The following is a 19,581-nucleotide window of genomic DNA, read 5'->3' on the forward strand; positions in this document are numbered from 1 at the left end:
TATGGACCAACGCCCGCCAGGAAGTACGCACCTATGGCGCGGCACTTGGCATGAGCTACAGCGTGGCTCGCCCGCTCACGTTCACTGCTAACTATTCGCTGAACGTGCTGGACAAAAGCAATCTGCCCGAAGGATTCCAGACGTTCTTCAACACACCGAAGCATAAGTACAACGTAGGTGCCAACGGTGTGGCGTTCAACCACCTGACCTACTCCGTGAACTACCGCTGGGCTCAGGGTCACCTCTACGAGCTACCCTTCGCAGTGGGCGAACTGAACGACTACAGCTCGGTGGATGCCTACGTTGGGTATGCCATTCCGAAGCTGTACACGACCGTGCAGGCCGGTGGCTCCAACCTGCTTGATGCCACCAACACGCAGGTATACGGCGGCCCGAACATCGGTCGTCTGGTATTTGTGGGGCTACTCTTCGATATCAAGTAAGCAGCTGCAGCTGCCTTCGGGCATCAGAAACATTCCCTGCAAACGGCCGGTTTCCTCGCGGAAGCCGGCCGTTTGTGTGTTCCGGCTAACCCGTAATTTGCGCCGCCACAACCGGCGGCCAGCCTATGCTTTCTGAACCTACTTATCTGGCGGCCCGCATGGTGGCGCCGGTCATTGAAACGCATTTCGCGCAGCACCGGGCGCTGGCCAGCCAGCATGATATTCCGCACCTGGCGCCGCCGCCCGAAGTGCCGTTGGTAGAAGCTATTATTGATGTGGCTTTCTGGGCGAGCCTGCGCCGGGAAGAAGGCCGGCCACCCAAAATTTCGCTGGCGCTGCTGCAGCCCGATCAAACCGCGCAGCCCCTGATATTCGGGCACCGGCGGCGCCTTACACCATCAAACCTGATTAAGCTGGCCCCGGCTGTAGAGCAGCCCGGCACCCACTTAGGGGTGTGGCACGATGAAGATGGCCTATATGTATGGGGAACGGCCACCAGTGTACCGCCTCTGTGCTTTGTGCTGGAAGTAATAGAACCGGGCCTGCTGGTAGCCAAGCACCGCCGGGCCGATGGCTTCGGCAAGTTTATCAACGTTGCCATTCTGCGCGGCGACCAGATTCAGGTGGTAGACGAGGACAACGCAGGCGTAGCCGACTGCCCGGCGCTGCGTAAGTCGCTGCAGAGTTTCACGCTGCCTTCTACCGGCCAGTCTGATAATGTATTGGTAGAGCTGGCGGCTGCCATGCGCACCCACGGCCGCGGCGGGTTGGTACTGATAGTTCCGCCCGATTCTGAGCGGTGGCGGACATCTATCGTGCAGCCCATGAGCTACCCGGTGGTGCCAGCCTACACGACCATTACAGAAGTCCTGAGCCAGAAGCCGACAAACAAGGACAGCCTAGAATGGCAGGAAACCCTGCTGCGCGCCATTGATATTGTGGGTGGCTTCACGGCGGTGGATGGTGCTACTGTCATCACCCGGCAGTATCATCTGCTGGCTTTCGGGGCGAAAGTAACCCGAGCGGCTTCCAGCGTACCCGTAGAAAAAATGGTGATGACGGCCCCCGTGGTGGGTGGTGAGGCTCAGGAAATGCACCCGGCCCAGAACGGTGGCACCCGGCACTTAGCCGCCGCCCAGTTCGTGCACGACCAACACGATGCACTGGCACTAGTAGCTTCTCAGGATGGCTATTTCACGGTATTTGCCTGGTCGGAGCCGCTGCAGATGGTACACGCGCACCGCATAGATGTACTGCTGCTGTAATAGCAGCGGCTTCAGGAAGAAGGCGTAACAGCCCGAAAGGTCAGGTTGAGGCGTGGGCCGGTAGGCCGGGCCGTTTTGGGCACGGCATGCAGCCAATAGCGCTGCGTGTAGCCACGCATGACGAGCAGACTTCCTGCCGATAATTCCAGTGAAACCGGTGCGTGCTGCGTACGTTGTGGGTCGCGGGGCTTCAAGCGGAACCGGCGGGTATCACCAAGGCTTACAGAAGCAATGATGGGAGTCGGCCCCAACTCCGGCTCATTATCAGCGTGCCAGCCCATACTATCCTGCCCAGAGCGGTACAGATTAAGCAGTACACTGTTGAAGTGGGTGCCTGTAGCAGCTTCCACTTGTGACCGGAGCCGCTCCAGAGCCGGAGTCCAGGGGTACGGCTCTAGGGCCAGGCCAGAATACTGATACCGTGCGGACGGGTCGCCATACCAAGCAGTAAGGCGCGGTTGCATGACCTCCTTGCCAAATAGCTTGATGGGTTCCTGTCGCCACGCAATGGTAGTGGTCAGTTCTGATAGCAGGGCAGCGGCAGCATCCAGGCTCAGAAACTGCGCATCGAGCAGCACATCAGCATCGGGCAGGGCAAGTGACTGGACTGGCACAGGACTTTACAGGCGGCTTATTGCTTCATCATTTGCTCCACCTGCATCTGCACCTCCTTCGGCTGCTGCTTAATGATATAGGGCATAGCTTTCTGCAGGCCCCAGACTACCAAAAAACAAATGACGATGGGCGGTATCAGGCTGCGGCTGCGGTAAGTGGCTGTGCGCACGTAGCGTGGCCAGAACCAGAGCAGATAGGCCAGTACGGCGGGCACATTGAAGAGCACGATAGCCAGATACGGGTTCAGGCCCTGCATCATGGCCCAGGCCAGCACATTAGAAGCCACCAGCAGATACACCACAATAAACAGCACCAGGCCGAGCAAAGCACGCTTGTGTCCCAGCCGGAACAGGTTCATCCCCAGCAACACGCCCCCACCTATCATCATCGACATAGGCAGCATCGAAAACAGCACGATAGTACCCGGCGAATACAGCGCAGGACCATCGACAGCGGCAGGCTCAGGTTCTCCCGGAGCGGCTACAGGCGTGCGCGCCAGTTCCCGCTCACGAAGCTGCTGCTGTTGCCGCTGCTGCTCTACTACGGGTAGAAATTCGGTGCGGATGGCCGCCGCTTCGGGCTGGGGCTGTCCACGCAGCTCCAACTCTTCGAGGGCAGCCAGAACAGCCTCTTCCTGGTATTCCGTGCGGTTGCGCACGTACAGGAGAAGTTCGGGCAGTTTTTTGCGGCTCATTTTTTCCGCGTACTCTTCAGACATGGCACTGGGGGTGAAAGGGAAACCACCGAAGTTCGGTAGTAAAACGTAAAACAGCGCACCGAAGGAAATGATGCCCGAAATGTTACACGGGCTGCATTTTCATCGGAACACTACAAGGCCGGTCGCTAGCGGGTCAGCCAGCCGGCTAGTGCTGCGCCTACGCGCTGCACATCCTGAAATGAGTTGTAGAGCGGCACTGGTGCCAGCCGGATAACGTTAGGCTCACGCCAATCAGCAATGATGCCTTTCGCGGCCAAGAAATCGAACAGTTCCCGGCCCTGCTGATGCACAAGCAAGGACAGTTGGCAGCCGCGCGCCTCCGGGCGTTGCGGCGTAATAATTTCCAAGCGGCTAGCAGGCAGGTTCAGCCCCCGAATCAGAAATTCCAGATACGCCGTGAGCTGCTCACTCTTGCGGCGCAGCACCGCCATTCCCCCGGCCTCCTCCACCAGCGCCAACGCAGCTCGGTGAATGGCCATCGGGAAAATCTGGGCGTTGGACAGTTGCCAGCCAGCGGCACCAGCCATGGGCCGGAAGCCCTTTTTCATCTGGAAACGGTCGGACGGGTCGTGGCCCCACCAGCCCGCCAGGCGCGGCAAATCGGGCCGGTTAGCGAACCGCTCGTGCACATATACGCCGCTTGTGCCGCCGGGACCAGAATTAAGGTATTTATAGGTGCACCAGCAGGCGAAATCCACGTCCCAGTCGTGCAGCTGCAGCTCCAGGTTGCCGGCCGCGTGGGCCAGGTCGAAACCCACAATGGCACCTACCGCGTGGCCGGCCCGCGCAATAGCCGCCATATCAAAGGCCTGGCCCGTATAGTAGTTCACGCCGCCCAGGATGATGGTGGCCAGCGAGTCGCCCAGCTCCTGAATCTTCGCCTCGATGTCCTCGGTGCGCAGCGTATGCTCGCCGGAGCGCGGCACCAGCTCCACAATGGCATCATCGGGGGCGAAGCCGTGCAGCTTCACCTGGCTTTCCAGCGCATATTGGTCCGACGGAAACGCGCCACCTTCCATGAGCACCTTGTAGCGGGTGGCTGTAGGGCGGTAGAACGAAATCAGTAGCAGGTGCAGGTTAGTGGTCAGGTTATTCATTACCACCACTTCTACTGGCTTCGCTCCTACCAGCCGGGCGCTGGCCTCGGTGAGGGTTTCGTGATAGTGCATCCAGGGCGAGGTGCCATGAAAATGGCCTTCCACTCCCAGCCGCTCCCAGTCGGCAAACTCCTGCTCCACGGCCGCGCGGGCAGCTTTTGGCATCAGCCCCAGCGAATTACCGCACAGATACACACTTTCCTGCCCATCGGGGCCGGGCGGAATATGAAAGCGGGAACGGAAGTCGCGCAGTATATCCTGCGCGTCGAGGTGGGCGGCAAAGTCGGGGGTGGGCTGGAAGGAAGTCATTGGGGCAAAGATAGGCGGGCGAGTGGCTAGCGGCCCGCCAGAATTTGGGCCACCTTCGCATCGGGCAGCCCCAGCCAGTCCAGGGCATTCTGGCCTAGCATGCGGGCTTTCATTTCATCCGGGAAAGGCATGGAATGAATCAGCTCACCCGGCGTCAGCTCGCCCAGCGGAAACGGATAGTCGGTGCCGAGCGTGATTTTGTCGGCCCCCAGGGTTTTCATGAGGTAGTCGAGCATCAGCGGGTCGTGCACCAGCGAATCGACCCAGAACCGGCCCAGATACTCACGCGGATTCACATTGTTGTCGACGGCGCACAAGTCGGGGCGCACCTGAAAGCCGTGCTCGATGCGGCCGATGGTACTGGCGAAGGTGCCACCGCCGTGCGCCACCGCCACGCGCAGTTTCGGCAGCCGCTCCAGCACGCCTCCAAATACCAGCGAGCAAAGCGCCAGCGTACTTTCGGCGGGCATACCCACCAGCCAGGGAAGCCAGTATTTGGGCATTTTCTGCTGCGCCATCATATCCCAGGGATGCACAAACACGCACGCTCCCAGTTCTTCGGCCGCCGCAAATACCTCAAATAGCTCCGGCGCATCAAGGTTCCAGTCGTTGACGTGTGAGCCAATCTGGATGCCGGCCAGCCCGATCTTCATGCACCGTTCCAACTCCCGCACGGCCAAGTCGGGGGCCTGCAGGGGCACGGTGCCGAGGCCAATGAAGCGCGTAGGGTAGCGCTGCACTACGTCGGCAATATGGTCGTTGAGCAGCTGGCTCAGGTCCAGCGCATCCAGCGGCTTGGCCCAGTAGCTGAACATGACGGGCACTGTGCTGAGCACCTGCACCTGCACCCCAAACTGGTCGTATTCGCGCATCCGCACCTGTGGGTCCCAGCAGTTATCCTGGATTTCGCGGAAGAACTTGTCGTCCTGCATCATGCGGGCGCAGCAGGGCTTGTGGTGGTCCAGCCGAATGAAGCCCCCATATCCGTACCGTTCGCGCAGGTCGGGCCAGCGCTCCGGCAGAATGTGGGTGTGGATATCGACGGAAAGCGAGTTGGCGAGAAAGGCGGAAACGGGTGGCGAGGCGGCGGAGTGAGGGGTGGTAGAAGGCATTGCCGCAACTGGGCTTGGGTGGGTGGCGGAAAGGGTGGTTACTCGGTGGGTGGCGCTACGGGGGCTGGCGCAGGCATGTAAGTGCCGCACTTTTTACAGGTGCGTAGGTCGTCGTTTTGCCAGAAGGCATTCATGATGGGTGGCAGCTGGGTCACGATGTCTGTGATTTCCGCATACTCTTCATAGAGCTTGTTGCCGCAGTTTTCGCAATACCACTGGAAGCCGTCCAGCTCACCAGCGGTACGGTAGCGCTCCAATACCAGCCCTACGGTGCCGGCCGGCCGACGCGGCGAGTGGGGCGTGCGGGGCGGCAGCAGGAACATCTCGCCCTGTTTTATTTCGATATCGACTGGCTTGCCATCCTCGATAATCTTTACCACAATGTCGCCTTCGATCTGCAGAAACAGTTCTTCGCCTTCATCAAAATGGTAGTCTTTACGGGCGTTGGGGCCGCCTACTACCATCACAATAAAGTCCTGGTTGTCTTTGAACACCTGCTGGTTGCCGACCGGAGGCTTGAGCAGGTGGCGGTGTTCGTCAATCCATTTCTGGAAGTTGAAAGGACGGGCAACGGGCATAGCGTGGGGGTGGTTGGGTGAAGGATAGCCGCCCCGAGCCGGGGCCGGACAGCGTGGCCGAACTTACACAAAACCGCGCACCAATTCCCCATCAACTCACTTCAGCACTGGCCTGCAGCAACTCTGGCTCTTCGTCCGGGCCATGCCCCCGCAGCAGCAGCAGGATTGGCCAAGCCATGGCCACGCCTACCAGCGTCAGGTAGATGTACGGCACCTGTACAAAGGCATAAAAGGTTGCCAGATAGACTTTCAGCGTGAGAAGCCCGTAGATGCGGTAATCCAGCCGGGGCCGGCGCCCAAACCAATAAGCCGCGGCCGCCACTACTACCGCTACACACACGCCTGCGTGCACCAGCCGCACCAGTTGCACCCGCTGGGCAATGTCGCCGGGGGCCAGGCGGTGGAAAAATGCGGCCAGCCCAACTCCGCGGTACAGATGCTCAGGCCGGCCGATGGGAGGCTGTTCCCATTCACCGATGGCAGCGCCGGTGTACGTGTCCTGGGCGCGGGCAAAGGCGCCCCAATCGTGGCTCAGGAAGGGCGCGATATAGATGACCAGTACCAGAGCGGCTACCAAACCCGTCACACGCAATGCCACCATCCGCCCCTGCTGCTGCCAGAGTATTGCTAGCCACAGCGGCACCCAGAATACCAGCGAAAAGCGCGACAATATGCAGACCGTGAGACACAATGCCTGCACCCACCAAGGCCCGCGCCACAGGCTAAAGGCCAGCAGCAAATAGAACCCCACGATAAGAAGCTCAATCGTGCGTGTAAGCGTATTCGGGTCGGTTTGCAGAATGGCTTGGAGCAGCAGCAACGGTACCACTGCCAATGCCAGCGTTGCTGGCAACGGCAATTGGCGCCGAATCAGCAGCCCGACACCTACCGCAACCGCCAACCCAAACCCAACAAATGCCACCCACCGGTAGTCGATATGCAGCAGCTCGGCCGGTACGAAGGGCAGCCAGGTAAGAGGCAAATAGGTGGGATAGATGATGTACCCGAAGTCTAGGATGGGCACATAAACTGCCTCGTGGGCCAGCCACCGTTGCACCATCACTTCGATAGAAGGAATTACATCCGACAAAGCAGGATCGATGGGTACCTTCCCCAGCATCCGGGCCACCCGCAGGCCGAAAGCTACTAATGCGCCAAGCAATAGAGCTGCACTTATCAACTGCGCTTTTGTAGCAGGGCGTAGTACCGGCAGTGAACGGCCCCGGAACGCCCACAGTCCGCTTATCCCTACTCCTACCCCCGCCAGCCACAGCACAACCGGACTGAGGGCCGCCCCAAATACATTGCGCAGAAACGTGAACAGCAGAAACTCAACAACAAAAGCGGCTACCAGCAGCCAACCGGCAAAAGACATACGAATCGGATAAAGGCGCACCTGTTCTGGCCGCGCTGCAACTACCGGCGAACTTACGCAAAAGCCTGTTCCAGCTACACGTGACCAGTACCCGACAGGCATTTTGCTACTTTTAAGCTCATTTCCAACTTTGGTTTCCATGAATCTTGATCTTACTTCCCAACGCGCCCTGGTAGGCGGCAGCACGCAGGGCATCGGCCGGGCCATAGCCGAGGAACTGGCTTGCTTGGGAGCCACCGTTACGCTGCTGGCCCGCGACGAAGCTCGCCTGCGCGAAACGGCGGCGGCGCTGCCTACGCCCCATGGCCAGGTGCACGACTATCTGGTAGCCGATTTTTCGCAGCCCGCTACCTTGGCCGAACGCCTGCATGCATATCTGGCGGCGCATCCCGAAGGTTTTCATATCCTCATCAACAACACCGGCGGACCAGCCGGCGGGCCAATTCTGGATGCCCCCGTGGATGCCTTCCGGGCAGCATTTGAGCAGCACCTTGTCTGCAATCATCTGCTGGCACAAGCCGTTGTGCCGGCCATGCGCCAGCGTAAGTATGGGCGCATCATCAACATTATCAGTACTTCCGTGAAGCAGCCGCTGCCGGGTCTGGGCGTGTCGAATACCATCCGGGGAGCGGTGGCCAGCTGGGCCAAAACGCTGGCCAACGAACTGGGCCCGCATGGCATCACCGTGAACAATGTGCTGCCGGGCGCCACCGTCACGCAGCGTCACACCTCACTTATCGAGAAGAAAACCACTCAGACCGGGCAGTCGGCAGAGGAAATTGAAGCCGGTATGCTGAAGCTGATTCCTGCCAGCCGATTTGGGCAGGCCGAGGAAACGGCGGCGGCAGTAGTATTTCTGGCTTCCGGCTCGGCGGGCTACATCAACGGCATCAACGTGCCCGTAGATGGCGGCCGCACAGGCAGCTTGTAAGCGCCAGAAAAAGGCCATCATTTCCCAGTTTCAGACCCTTGAGTAGCCGGCAGAATAGTAGCTAATTTCTTCCGCTATTGATCATTCCAGGCGGCGGGTAGCCAACACTGGCCAATCCGTCCTATTTTTGCTGACTTTCCGTCAAGCCTTTTCGCGCTTTGGTACACATCGACACGCTTTCCATCGTCATTCCCGTTTACAACGAAGGCCGCACTATCCATCAAATTCTGGATTTGCTGCGCGAACTGAAGCTGGTCAATGATATAAAGAAGGAGATTATTCTGGTCAATGACTGCTCTTCCGACAACTCGGTGGAAGCCATCCAGGCCTATATGCAGCGCTACCCCGAAATGGGCCTGCGCCTGCTGCAGCATACAGTAAACCAAGGCAAGGGCGCGGCGCTGCACACCGGCATCCGCGAGGCCACCGGCGACTACGTCATCATTCAGGATGCGGACTTGGAATATGATCCGGAAGAGTACAATGTGCTGCTCAAGCCGGTGCTGAAAGGCTTTGCTGATGTGGTGTTTGGCTCGCGCTTCATGGGCGGCAACCCGCACCGCATTCTGTTTTTCTGGCACAGCATCGGCAACAAGATGCTCACCTTCCTGTCGAACATGTTCACGGATCTGAACCTGACCGACATGGAAACCTGCTACAAGCTGTTCCGCCGCGACATTATTCAGCGCCTGAAACTGGAAGAGAAACGCTTTGGCTTCGAGCCGGAAGTAACGGCTAAAGTGTCGCGTGTGCAGGATGTGCGCATTTACGAAGTCGGTATCAGCTATTATGGCCGCACGTACGCCGAGGGCAAGAAAATAGGCTGGCGCGACGGATTTCGGGCCATCTACTGCATCATAAAGTATGGCCTGTTTGGCTAGGCCTTTCAGGAACTCCACACCTTCCTTACAGACACAAGCCCCCTGGCCTCAATAAGAAGAGGCCAGGGGGCATGCGCTTTAGTGGCTTTGTATACCCGAAAAAGGGTCGAATGCCTGATATGAGAAAGCAGCTTCGACTACTATTTCGGGGGTGCTGGAGGCCATTCTAGCCAGAAGAAATGCGCTTTATACATTTCCCAGGTAGTGTCGCAGCAGTGCAGAATGGTTAGATGATACTGCCACGTCTGCAACAGGTTGAGCACAATGCAGCCCAGCAGTACAAGGGTAATGCCGTAGAGCGAAACATAGGAACGGCGGCATCGGTCGAAAACGCTGGCCAACGGCAGCGCCAACAGCGGATACAGGCTGATGAGGGGGCGCTGGCTAAAGCTCCCGCCGTAGCCCCAGTCCCACCACGACCAAGTAACGTACAGCACCAGCGGCAGCAACACCACCAACACCGGCAGCGCCGCCCGCACCTGGCGCCGCAGCATAAAGACGCCCAACAGGGCCAGCGCCATAACAGGCGTGTAAACCAGCCAGCCCTTGCGCATACTGAAGAATCCTTCCAGCAGATGCGAATGACGCAAGTCGAATTTCTCGCCCGGATAAGAATCAATAACCCAGGCGCCGCCTACACTGTGCCAGAACAACGGCTGCACTGCCAGCACCGCCACTGCCAGCACCCCAACCAACAGGACTTGGCCACGGTGCTGCCACAGCTGCTGCACCCGTTCCCGTACTGCTACGCCCGAGGTAAGGCCCCACAGTGCCGGCACTAGTCCCATCCACAGCTCCGTGTTGCGCACCAGTCCCAGCAAGCCTAGCGTAAGCCCGAGCAGCACGGCATCGCGCTGCCGGAAGGCAGCCAGCCAGCGGATTGTGAGCAGCAGCAGAGTCGCATTCAGCAGAAACAGCGTGCCGTGCGACATCGGCGACTCGTAAGTGGCATAGCAGAAAAAATTGGTGGCCAGCCCTACTGCCAGAATAGTAAGCGCCACGGTAGTGTCTTCGAAGAACCGGCGCAGCACGGCCCGCAACAGCCACAGACCCAGCATGGCATAGCCCAGGCACAGCAGCATAACCATCTTCTGATAAATCGGGGCATAGCCGTCGGCCGGAGAACCACGCAACAGCGAGAAAGTGTGCGCTACGAAAAAGGCGGGCGTGTAGAACAGCGCCATGCCGGGCGGATACTTCATTACCTGCTGCCCGTTGGGCGCCGGCACCAACCCATAGCGGCTGTTGAGGTCGGGCCGATAGTGGGCGCGCACAGCCGCTGTGTAGGAACCGTCCCCTACATCATCGTAGATAAAATAGCTGGGCAGATATTGGTAGTAGCCGCCCATGTCCCAGACCAATACGTTGTGCGCATCCCATTTTCGGGCCTGAAAAACAACCAGCAGCGCCAGCGCAACAACCAGAAGATAACTAGCTAAAGATTTCATGCAAAAGGGTCCAAGCGGACAGCAAAACGGCTCTTCGGGGCAGCCAGTAGCTTATCCCGAAGAGCCGTACAGGCAATAAGGCAGCTGCCTAATCGACTTTTTCGATGGTCAGATCATCCAGGAAAGCAGGTTCTGGAGCGCCGGTGCGCCACAGGTACACGCTTATCTTGTTGGCGTAGGTCACGTTGTCGGGCAGGATAATCTCCTTTTCTACTTCTACCCATTTATTGAACGCCTTCACTTGGTCTGTGAGCTTAAGGCCTTCCCAAACAATCGGTTTGGCAGCCGGATTTGCGGGGTCCGTGATTTGCGTAACCAGTACAGCTTCGGTCTTACCGTTCGGCAGGTTTACCCAGCCGTGCACCTTCAGCTTGCGTAGTTTGCTGGCGCTGAGTTTGCCCAGCAAATTGCTATAGCCCATGCTATATTCTACAGCCGGATCTACTTTGATGGAATACCGACCCGAATGAGCTTTTTCTTTGGTCAGAGAAGCAGGGGTATTATCACCCATCCAACCGTCAATTGATTCGAAATCGTTGCCAGCGAGTTGATTGGCCGGAATTTCTGCTTTTTTTTCGCCGCAGGAAACCATGCCTACCGCCAGAAGTGCGTAAAGCAGTTTTTTCATAAATGTGAGACAAAGAAGTATTTGTGTGCTCAAAACTAGCGGAAAATCAGCAGCCCGCCAGCACCTATAGCTACGATTGCGCCGGAGATGCTTCGGGCTCTTTTAAACACAGGATAATCCAGACCGACATGAAAGGCACCAGCAGTAACAGGTTGTCGTAGGGAACCTGAATGAAGGCATAGAAAAAGGTCAGATTCAGCTTAAGCGCTAACAGTGCCAGATGCCGATAATCGAGGGTGAGCCGATGCCGCCGCAGCCAATACCACGCTGCAACCGCGGCTACTGAGCCCACAGTTGCAACCAGATGCACTCCTCGCAGCAGGTTGATGCGGGCGGCAAAATCACCAGGCGCGTATTTGTAGAACAGGCTGGCCAGCCCTACGCCACGAAATAGCTGCGTGGGTAGCCCATCGGGGCCCACATTGTTCTGCCATTCCGCCACGGCAGCGGCCGTATAAGCTCCCTGCCCTTTCATGAATGCCGACCAATCAGCAGATAGGAAGGGAATAACATAGATGCCCAGCACCCCTATTGCGACCAGAGCCACCAACCAGAATGCCCGTTTAGGACCTTCGTGCCGGTAAATCAGCCATAGATAGAAAGGTATCCAGAACAGCAGTGAGAACCGTGAAAGCAGGCATAGCAGAAGCCCTACTGCCCGGAATGCCGTGGACTGACTGAGGATGCCGGCTACCAGAATGAAGTAGTAGCCGATAATCATGGTTTCGATAGACAGACCCAGGATATGAGTATCATGCCCCAGCAAAGGCCAGAACAGCACCAGTGGCAGCAGCAGCTTGAGAATACCTCCATACAGGGATGGAGCGGTACTGGCCAGCCGGTACGCATACAGCAAAGCACCCACAGCCAGTACCCATAGCCCTAGCCATCTGTAGTCCACGTTCAATGCATCGGGCAGCAGATAGGGCAGCCACATCATGGGCAGGTAAGTAGGCGACAAGTCGTACCCGAACTCGGTGATGAGTGCGTACACCGGCTGCCCTGTCTGAAAGCGTCGCAGGTATATCTCAATGGAAGGCAGCACATCCGACATCTTCACATCTACCGGATACTGTTCAATGATTTCGCGCAGCCGGGGATATAAGGCAACCGCCAGCAGGCCCATTGCCACCGGATACGCCCAGCGGGGCCGCATTGCGCTGGCAGCCCCCAGGATATAAGGCTGATTCCGCAGGGCACGCCAGGCGGCCGCTGTAAACAGCAAGGAGGCCCCTACATACAGCACCGGACTTACATACGGCCCGAAGGCATTGCGCCCATAAAAGAAGAGCAGGAATTCGGCGGCAAAAGCAGCCAGCACGAGTACGGTCTGCGCAGCGGAGGGGCGGGTGGTAGCGGGCACCATGGGTAGAAACTTCTAATAACAGGGGGCAAGATTACTAACTTTGTCGCAGTTACAGGCGGCCCGTTTGTCGGGGCTATAGTTGTACCAGTATCTTTATGTTTTCATAATCATCGCCTGACCGTATGGACCTTACTTATGAGCAGAAATATCATCAGCTTGAAGAGCAACACTGGTGGTTTACAGGACGCCGGGATGCTGTCCGGAAGCTGATCCATAGTCTGCACATACCTGCCGCGGCCAACATTCTGGAAATCGGCTGCTCGGCCGGGCCGCTACAGCAGATTCTGCAAGCCGATGGCTACCAGAATCTTACTGGTATTGACATCAGCGAAAAGGCTATTGCACTGGCTCAGAAGCGAGGCATCCCTAACGTCTCCGTGATGGACGGTGCCCGGCTGGAGTTTGCCGATGCGTCTTTCGACCTGCTGATTGCCTCCGATGTGCTCGAGCATATCGAGGATGAGGAACGCGCCGTGCGCGAGTGGAGCCGGGTGTTGCGCCCCGGGGGCCGCATGATAGTGTTTGTGCCGGCTTTTCAGATGCTCTGGACCCGCCACGATGAAGTAAACCACCATTTCCGCCGCTATACTGCGGCACACCTGCGCGGCGTGCTGCTACGGGCTGGCCTGCAGCTGGAACGGTCGTCGTACTGGAACTCAACGCTGTTTTTTCCGACTTCCGTGATGCGGCTAGCCAAACGGGTGCTACCCCGCCCCGCTGCTCCCGATGCGGCCGATACCGGCGACCTAAAACACTTCCCCGGCTGGCTAAACAGTGTGCTTAGCCGACTGCTCAAAACAGAAAACACCCTACTGAAGCACACGCCGTTGCCAGTTGGCGTGAGTGTATTCGCTATTGCCCGGAAACAATAATTTGTTGGTGAGCTTGCGCCCCCTACTTTCCTCTTTCTCGTTGTGGCCGGAGCGCAGGCAATATCTTGTGCTGGTACTGCTGATAGCTCCATTTGCCTATCTAAGCCTTTTCTACCGGCTGGGCTCCATGCCTATTGCCCTGTGGGATGAGTCGAGGCTAGCCGTGAATGCCGCCGAGATGCTCAACAATGGAAATTGGCTGGTTACGCATTTCGATGGCAAGCCCGACCTGTGGAATGCCAAACCGCCCCTCTTAATCTGGATACAGGCGTCGCTGTTCTGGCTTTTTGGCATGAATGAGGTCACCCTGCGCCTTCCTTCTGCCTTGGCTGGCTTGGCCACTGCTGGGTTACTTGCCTGGTTTGGGGTGCGGGTGCTCCGCTCGCCATTGGTAGGGCTGTTCAGTGCTTTGGTGTTACTGACTACCTCCGGCTACATCGACCGGCACATCACACGTACTGGCGACTACGACACCTTGCTTGTGTTTTTCACAACGTGGTATGTGCTCAGCTTCTACCGGTATCTGGAAGAAGGGCACCGCAGAAGTCTGTGGCATACAGGCATTGGCATCACGCTGGCCATTCTCACCAAAAGTGTAGTAGGAGCCTTTTTTCTGCCGGCACTTCTGCTGTACACCATTGCTACCCGCAAGCTTTTGCCGCTCCTGCGCCAGCGGGATTTTTATATAATGGCCGCAGGCATACTCGTGGCAGTAGCACTATACTATGTGCCCCGTGAGTTTGTGTCGCCGGGTTATTGGCAGGCCGTGTACGACAACGAATTGGGTGGACGCCTGGGCAAATCCGAAATAGGGCTGGTTTCAACCTGGACTTGGTACCTGGACATGCTCATTCAGGACGAACTGTTGCCTTGGCTGTATGTCTATCCCATTGGGTTCTTTGCCCTGCTTCATCCCGCAGCGCCGCCTAAGTACCGGCGCTTGGCTTTGCTACTGGTCATCTGCGTGGCTTTCCTGCTGACTGTAATCAGCTATTCTGCTACCAAATACTTCTGGTACGAAGCGCCTATCTATCCTTTGTGCGCTTTAGTGGCGGGCGCCGGGCTGGCCGTTATTGCCGAAGTTATAGTAACGCATCTGCGGGCTGGAAGTCGTCCGTGGGCAGTCATCCTGTTTATTGTGTGCGTGTTTGCCTGGCCCGCCAAGATTATATGGGATGAGTGTTTCTATAACGAGTATGAATCGGATACGCTGTTTGGCAAATACATCCGGCATCAGGCCAAGGAATACGGCCAGATAGACTCTTACACTCTACTTACCGGACTAGGCTACGACTCCAGCATGCTGTTTTCGCGGCTGGCGGCCATGCGCGAGTACGATCATACGGTTCGGGTGCTATACTACTGGCAGATTCTTGACCTCCGGCAAGGGGAAACTGTTATCGTCTGCAACCCAAAAATGCGGACACAGGTGGACAGTCTGTTTCAGACAAACGCTGTCTTTGAAGAGTCGCCCTGCGCTACTTTGTTACTTTTAGCTCCCAAAGTAAACCGATAGCCACCTGCCTGGCGCCCTCCCTTTTTCTCCTCTAACCCCACCCCCGCTCTTGGACCTCTCCGTCATCATTCCCATCTACAACGAAGAATCCAACATCCCGACGCTCTACGACCGGCTGCGGGGAGTGCTGGACCCGATGGGGCTACGCTACGAGTTTATCTTCATCAATGATGGCTCGCGCGACAAGTCACTGCAGTTGGTGCAGACCTTGGCACTGCGCGACGACCGGGTACGATTCATTGACTTCAGCCGGAATTTTGGTCACCAGATTGCCGTAACAGCCGGCCTGGACCTAGCCGTAGGCGACGCCGTCGTCATCATCGATGCCGATTTGCAAGACCCGCCGGAGCTGATTGTGCCACTCTACCAGAAGCTGCAGGAAGGCTACGAAGTGGTGTACGCCAAACGCCGCTCCCGCCAGGGCGAGAGTGCCGCCAAAAAGCTTACGGCCAAGCTGTTTTACCGCCTGCTGGCTAGCATCACCAACATCTCTATTCCGGTTGACACCGGCGACTTCCGCATTATATCTCGCAAGGTGGTGGATGCGCTGAAACAGATGCCGGAGCAGAACAAGTTTATCCGGGGCCAGATTTCCTGGATTGGCTACCGCCAGACCTATATAGAGTACGACCGGGCTGAGCGGGCGGGCGGCGAAACGGGCTACACCTACCGCAAAATGATTCGGCTGGCGCTTGATGGTATCACCGGCTTCTCCGATGCACCTCTGAAAGCGGCTACGGTCAGTGGGTTCATCGTATCGGCGGTGGCATTTCTTGTGATGATTTACACGCTGTACTCGCGCTTCGTGAGTGGCAACTATCAGCCTGGTTGGGCCTCACTCATGGTGAGCATTCTGTTTCTGGGCGGCGTGCAGTTGATTGCTGTGGGCATTATCGGCGAATACATTGCGCGCCTCTCAGCCAACGTGCGCCAACGCCCGCTCTACATCATTTCTGATACCAACATCACGCACGCTCCGCAAACAGATAAGCAACTGCGCTAAAGCAGCCTGCGCCAACGAAAAGAGCCGCTCTAAGGCGGCTCTTTTCGTTGGCGCAGGCAAGACCCTATGGTTTTGCCAGCAACACGTAGTTGCCTACTAGCCGCTCCCGGTAGCCGAACGGCTGAAACAATTGGCGCAGGAAAACATGCACCGGCTTGTTGCGGTAGGCTGGGTCGATGACGAAGGCCGCCGGGTTGTAGGTGCGCAGGAAAGACTGCAGCTGCGCAGTAGTAGGAGGCGCCGGCTGAATGGTATCGGGCTTCATCTGCAGGTGTAGCAGCGCATGCAGCACCGGCTCTTGGTCCAGAGAGGCAAACAGCTCGGGGCGCACCCGCGAGAGGTACCCGATGGGCAGCTTCTTGCGGTGCAGAGTCTGGTAGAACATATGCTCCGACTGCATCACGCCCACCTGCCGGTAACCGTCCAGAATGCCCAACGGGATAGGCACCAAAGTAGTACCGGGCAGCTTCGCCACTTCTTCAAACACCGGCGGAATGGTAGCCCGCGACGCCCGCTGGTACGGCTGGGGCCAGAATTCCAATCCAATCAGAACAGCCAGGGCCAGGCTCAGCAGAGTTTGGGTAGTGGGGCGCAGCCGGGCGTGCCAAGCCGCTTCCAACGCACTGAATGATACAAGGGGCAGCAACAGGCCAACCATCATAATCCAGCGAGTAGGACAACGAATATTGTTGAAAAAAGGAATGAAGTGTAGAATAGCTGTAGGTAGGTTCAGCCGCTCATGGCCGTAAATGCGCAGCGCTGGCACCGTAAACATCAGGAAGATAATGAGCACCCACACCAGCGGGCGGCCCTGTACATCCTGAAAACGTTGCGAAACCGGCCGCTTCCGGGCCAGCCGCAACAGCCACAGCGCAATAGCAAGCAGCGGCAGCACGTACCCGATAAACACAGTATTCTCCAAGTTGCCGGGCATGTTGAACACCTCCGCGTTGTTGTACAGCCGCTCGGCCCAGTCCCAGTACACGAAACGGCTTGTGGGCGGTGGCATCAGATATGATACCACGTCGCCGCCCCACCAGATACCGCCGTTTTCATTAACGTGTTTCAGGCGCAGCAACCGGATGATCAGGTGACTCCCGACCAGAATCCCGACCAGCCAAAACCAGGTGCGCCGCTCCCGCCACCGGATACGCCCAATCCGGAACCAGAACCAGGCGGCGTAAGCCAAAGAGAAATACAACAGTCCGAACAGCACATAGTAGTCGGAGAGCAGCGTGACGATGCCCAGCGCAAAGCAGCCTGCCACCGCGCCCCAGCTGCGTACTATCGGCAGAAAACGGCCTTCCCGAAACTCAAAGGCGCGCAAAAACAGTAGAATGTAGAACGGCACCGTGGCCGTAAGCACTAAGTTGTAGTGCTCAGGTAGGCGCTGCAGCTTATAGGGTGCATAGGCGAATACAAACCCCGCCAACAGGCTAAGAATTGGGCTTTTTATCCAGCGTCGCGCCAGCAGGTAGGCCCCTGTGCCCGAAAGCGCATAGCTGAGCAGAAGCCCGGTGTTGACGGCTAGCATTTCGTTGCCGAGCAGTACGCTTATCAAGCCCATCAGGGGCGTGTAGGCGTGCATCACCAGCCCCGAACCGTGCGGATAGAACACCCAATCCGTGACGTACGGGTTGTGGCCACTCAGCACCGCGTCGCGAAAGTGCCAGACGTTCCAGAAGAACTGATAGGAGTCTCGGCCGGGTACAGCCAGAAAGGAAGAGGTGAAATTGGCCGCCAGCGGCCAGGTAAATAGCACGAACAACAGGGCATAGAAGGCCAGCAGAAGCGTCAGGCGCAGCCAGTTTTTCATAGAGGTGATACAGCAAACGGATGAAAACGGCAGCGCAGCTACGCCGGCGTTCGGCAAAAGTAGCTATTCAAACCGGCTGGCTTTACCTTGCCGTCCATATCCGCCCCCTCCCACCATGCTGCACCTCCAGAATTATATCAACGGCCAGCTTGTGCCGCCTTCTGCCGGCCACTACCTGCCCAATATTGAGCCCGCCACCGGCCAGGTATTTTCTCAGATTCCGGATTCTGGCTTGGAGGATGTGGCTAGGGCTACAGCCGCCGCCGAAGCGGCGCTGCCCGCGTGGCGCCGCCTACCGGCCGAAGACCGAGGCAAGCTGCTGGTGCGCATTAGTGAGCTGATAGAGCGGGACCTGGAGCGGCTGGCGCAGGCCGAAAGCCAGGACAACGGCAAGCCCGTCAGTCTGGCCCGCACCGTGGATATTCCCAGAGCGGCCAGCAACTTCGCATTTTTCGGGACGGCAGCGCAGCATTTTGCTTCCGAAACCCATTTTCAGGAAGGCGTGGCGCTGAACTACACCGTGCGGCACCCCTTGGGGGTGGTGGGCTGCATTTCGCCCTGGAACCTGCCGCTGTATCTGTTTACCTGGAAAATTGCGCCGGCACTAGCCGCTGGGTGCTGCGTGGTAGCCAAACCATCAGAAATTACCCCTTACACAGCGTTTCTGCTGAGCGAATTGTGCATTGAGGCGGGGTTGCCGGCCGGTGTGCTCAATATCGTGCACGGCACGGGGCCGGGCGCTGGCCAACCCATCATCGAGCATCCGGGCATTAAGGCCATCAGCTTTACGGGCGGCACCAAAACCGGCGAGCATATTGCCCGTACCGCTGCGCCCATGTTCAAGAAACTTTCACTGGAGCTGGGCGGCAAGAACCCCAACCTCATCTTCGCCGACTGCGACCTTGCCGAGGCCGTGCGTACTAGTCTGCGCAGCTCGTTCGCCAATCAAGGCCAGATTTGCCTGTGCGGTTCGCGCATTTTCATTGAGCGCAGCATCTACGAGCCGTTTAAGCAAGAATTTCTGACTGGCGTTGCGGGCCTTACCATCGGCGACCCGCAGGACGGGGGCAGCCGGCAGGGCGCACTGGTGAGCGAAGCGCATCTGGAGAAAGTACTGAGCTACATTGCGCTAGCCCACGAGGAAGGCGGCACACTGCTGGCCGGCGGTAAGCGCATAGCGCTGGAGGGCCGCTGCGCTGGAGGCTATTTTCTGCAGCCTACCGTCTTCGAGGGCCTGGCACCCGACTGCCGCGTGAACCGGGAGGAAATCTTCGGTCCGGTGGTCACGCTCACGCCGTTTGATACCGAAGAGGAAGTCCTGGCCTGGGCCAATGGCACCGAATACGGGCTGGCCGCCACCATCTGGACCCGCGACCTGAACCGCGCCCATCGTGTGGCGCACAAGTTGCACAGCGGCATCGTGTGGATCAATACGTGGCTGCACCGAGACCTGCGTACGCCTTTCGGGGGCATGAAGAACTCTGGCGTAGGGCGCGAAGGTGGCCTAGAGGCGCTACGGTTTTTCACGGAGCCTCAGAGCGTTACCGTGAAACTGTAATACCGAATCTTAGCGACGCATCCGGCGCTTGCAGTCAGGTTTGACACTGA

The 19,581-nt window shown here is 58.0% G+C and carries 18 protein-coding genes; 8 read left to right on the forward strand and 10 right to left on the reverse strand.

What is annotated here, in order from left to right; translation table 11 throughout:
- The first annotated feature begins 50 nt into the window (after positions 1-50).
- Positions 51-443, forward strand: coding sequence for a hypothetical protein (locus H4317_RS18490; protein ID WP_185888025.1), 393 nt, complete (start codon positions 51-53; stop codon positions 441-443).
- 125 nt (positions 444-568) lie between these two features.
- Positions 569-1,708, forward strand: a complete 1,140-nt coding sequence (locus H4317_RS18495; protein WP_185888026.1) for a putative sensor domain DACNV-containing protein — start codon at positions 569-571, stop codon at positions 1,706-1,708.
- An 11-nt stretch (positions 1,709-1,719) separates the two neighbouring features.
- Here H4317_RS18495 and H4317_RS18500 read toward each other — a convergent pair whose 3' ends face one another.
- The 6 genes from H4317_RS18500 to H4317_RS18525 all read right to left on the reverse strand — a co-directional run bounded on the left by H4317_RS18500 (position 1,720) and on the right by H4317_RS18525 (position 7,512).
- Positions 1,720-2,322, reverse strand: a complete 603-nt coding sequence (locus tag H4317_RS18500) for an alpha-ketoglutarate-dependent dioxygenase AlkB family protein (RefSeq protein ID WP_185888027.1) — start codon at positions 2,320-2,322, stop codon at positions 1,720-1,722.
- Positions 2,323-2,339: 17 nt separating this feature from the next.
- Complete coding sequence (locus tag H4317_RS18505) at positions 2,340-3,041, reverse strand: hypothetical protein (protein WP_185888028.1); 702 nt, start codon at positions 3,039-3,041, stop codon at positions 2,340-2,342.
- 125 nt (positions 3,042-3,166) lie between these two features.
- Entirely contained in the window at positions 3,167-4,447 is a 1,281-nt protein-coding gene (gene kynU, locus H4317_RS18510; protein ID WP_185888029.1) for a kynureninase, read from the reverse strand.
- A gap of 26 nt (positions 4,448-4,473) precedes the next feature.
- Positions 4,474-5,559, reverse strand: a complete 1,086-nt coding sequence (locus H4317_RS18515; protein ID WP_185888030.1) for an amidohydrolase family protein — start codon at positions 5,557-5,559, stop codon at positions 4,474-4,476.
- Positions 5,560-5,597: 38 nt separating this feature from the next.
- The gene (locus H4317_RS18520) at positions 5,598-6,137 is read right to left on the reverse strand and encodes a 3-hydroxyanthranilate 3,4-dioxygenase (protein WP_185888031.1); all 540 of its coding nucleotides are present in this window, start codon (positions 6,135-6,137) and stop codon (positions 5,598-5,600) included.
- A gap of 91 nt (positions 6,138-6,228) precedes the next feature.
- On the reverse strand, positions 6,229-7,512 hold the full coding sequence (locus H4317_RS18525; protein WP_185888032.1) for a hypothetical protein: 1,284 nt from the start codon (positions 7,510-7,512) through the stop codon (positions 6,229-6,231).
- Between the two features lie 139 nt (positions 7,513-7,651).
- Here H4317_RS18525 and H4317_RS18530 point away from each other — a divergent pair, with 139 nt between their 5' ends.
- Together H4317_RS18530 and H4317_RS18535 are read left to right on the forward strand one after the other, a co-directional pair.
- A complete protein-coding gene (locus tag H4317_RS18530; RefSeq protein WP_185888033.1) occupies positions 7,652-8,443 on the forward strand; it encodes an SDR family oxidoreductase in 792 nt (263 codons plus the stop codon).
- Positions 8,444-8,601: 158 nt separating this feature from the next.
- Complete coding sequence (locus tag H4317_RS18535; RefSeq protein ID WP_185888034.1) at positions 8,602-9,324, forward strand: glycosyltransferase family 2 protein; 723 nt, start codon at positions 8,602-8,604, stop codon at positions 9,322-9,324.
- A 140-nt stretch (positions 9,325-9,464) separates the two neighbouring features.
- On the opposite strand, the gene H4317_RS18540 is transcribed toward H4317_RS18535, so the two are convergent.
- The 3 genes from H4317_RS18540 to H4317_RS18550 all read right to left on the reverse strand — a co-directional run bounded on the left by H4317_RS18540 (position 9,465) and on the right by H4317_RS18550 (position 12,766).
- Positions 9,465-10,772, reverse strand: a complete 1,308-nt coding sequence (locus tag H4317_RS18540) for a hypothetical protein (RefSeq protein ID WP_185888035.1) — start codon at positions 10,770-10,772, stop codon at positions 9,465-9,467.
- 88 nt (positions 10,773-10,860) lie between these two features.
- Positions 10,861-11,400, reverse strand: coding sequence for a carbohydrate binding domain-containing protein (locus H4317_RS18545; RefSeq protein ID WP_185888036.1), 540 nt, complete (start codon positions 11,398-11,400; stop codon positions 10,861-10,863).
- A gap of 70 nt (positions 11,401-11,470) precedes the next feature.
- A complete protein-coding gene (locus H4317_RS18550) occupies positions 11,471-12,766 on the reverse strand; it encodes a hypothetical protein (RefSeq protein ID WP_185888037.1) in 1,296 nt (431 codons plus the stop codon).
- A gap of 122 nt (positions 12,767-12,888) precedes the next feature.
- Here H4317_RS18550 and H4317_RS18555 point away from each other — a divergent pair, with 122 nt between their 5' ends.
- From H4317_RS18555 to H4317_RS18565, 3 genes are all read left to right on the forward strand, one after another.
- Positions 12,889-13,638, forward strand: coding sequence for a class I SAM-dependent methyltransferase (locus H4317_RS18555; protein ID WP_185888038.1), 750 nt, complete (start codon positions 12,889-12,891; stop codon positions 13,636-13,638).
- A 127-nt stretch (positions 13,639-13,765) separates the two neighbouring features.
- A complete protein-coding gene (locus H4317_RS18560; protein ID WP_185888039.1) occupies positions 13,766-15,154 on the forward strand; it encodes an ArnT family glycosyltransferase in 1,389 nt (462 codons plus the stop codon).
- 49 nt (positions 15,155-15,203) lie between these two features.
- The gene (locus tag H4317_RS18565; protein ID WP_185888040.1) at positions 15,204-16,157 is read left to right on the forward strand and encodes a glycosyltransferase family 2 protein; all 954 of its coding nucleotides are present in this window, start codon (positions 15,204-15,206) and stop codon (positions 16,155-16,157) included.
- Positions 16,158-16,221: 64 nt separating this feature from the next.
- On the opposite strand, the gene H4317_RS18570 is transcribed toward H4317_RS18565, so the two are convergent.
- Positions 16,222-17,973 (reverse strand): DUF6311 domain-containing protein, encoded by a 1,752-nt coding sequence (locus tag H4317_RS18570; RefSeq protein WP_185888041.1) that lies wholly within the window; start codon positions 17,971-17,973, stop codon positions 16,222-16,224.
- Positions 17,974-18,088: 115 nt separating this feature from the next.
- Between H4317_RS18570 and H4317_RS18575 the strand changes: the two genes are divergently transcribed.
- Positions 18,089-19,531, forward strand: a complete 1,443-nt coding sequence (locus tag H4317_RS18575) for an aldehyde dehydrogenase (RefSeq protein ID WP_185888042.1) — start codon at positions 18,089-18,091, stop codon at positions 19,529-19,531.
- The last annotated feature ends 50 nt before the right edge of the window (positions 19,532-19,581 follow it).

Source organism: Hymenobacter sediminicola, assembly GCF_014250515.1.
GTDB lineage: Bacteria > Bacteroidota > Bacteroidia > Cytophagales > Hymenobacteraceae > Hymenobacter > Hymenobacter sediminicola.

Bases quoted from the DNA above. Each gene is read 5' to 3' on its own strand.
- H4317_RS18575 (WP_185888042.1), top strand. From the start codon at position 18,089: ATGCTGCACCTCCAGAATTATATCAACGGCCAGCTTGTGCCGCCTTCT.
- H4317_RS18550 (WP_185888037.1), bottom strand. From the start codon at position 12,766: ATGGTGCCCGCTACCACCCGCCCCTCCGCTGCGCAGACCGTACTCGTG.
- H4317_RS18545 (WP_185888036.1), bottom strand. From the start codon at position 11,400: ATGAAAAAACTGCTTTACGCACTTCTGGCGGTAGGCATGGTTTCCTGC.
- H4317_RS18515 (WP_185888030.1), bottom strand. From the start codon at position 5,559: ATGCCTTCTACCACCCCTCACTCCGCCGCCTCGCCACCCGTTTCCGCC.
- H4317_RS18505 (WP_185888028.1), bottom strand. From the start codon at position 3,041: ATGTCTGAAGAGTACGCGGAAAAAATGAGCCGCAAAAAACTGCCCGAA.
- kynU (WP_185888029.1), bottom strand. From the start codon at position 4,447: ATGACTTCCTTCCAGCCCACCCCCGACTTTGCCGCCCACCTCGACGCG.
- H4317_RS18540 (WP_185888035.1), bottom strand. From the start codon at position 10,772: ATGAAATCTTTAGCTAGTTATCTTCTGGTTGTTGCGCTGGCGCTGCTG.
- H4317_RS18570 (WP_185888041.1), bottom strand. From the start codon at position 17,973: ATGAAAAACTGGCTGCGCCTGACGCTTCTGCTGGCCTTCTATGCCCTG.
- H4317_RS18525 (WP_185888032.1), bottom strand. From the start codon at position 7,512: ATGTCTTTTGCCGGTTGGCTGCTGGTAGCCGCTTTTGTTGTTGAGTTT.
- H4317_RS18560 (WP_185888039.1), top strand. From the start codon at position 13,766: ATGCCTATTGCCCTGTGGGATGAGTCGAGGCTAGCCGTGAATGCCGCC.
- H4317_RS18490 (WP_185888025.1), top strand. From the start codon at position 51: ATGAGCTACAGCGTGGCTCGCCCGCTCACGTTCACTGCTAACTATTCG.
- H4317_RS18530 (WP_185888033.1), top strand. From the start codon at position 7,652: ATGAATCTTGATCTTACTTCCCAACGCGCCCTGGTAGGCGGCAGCACG.
- H4317_RS18520 (WP_185888031.1), bottom strand. From the start codon at position 6,137: ATGCCCGTTGCCCGTCCTTTCAACTTCCAGAAATGGATTGACGAACAC.
- H4317_RS18495 (WP_185888026.1), top strand. From the start codon at position 569: ATGCTTTCTGAACCTACTTATCTGGCGGCCCGCATGGTGGCGCCGGTC.
- H4317_RS18555 (WP_185888038.1), top strand. From the start codon at position 12,889: ATGGACCTTACTTATGAGCAGAAATATCATCAGCTTGAAGAGCAACAC.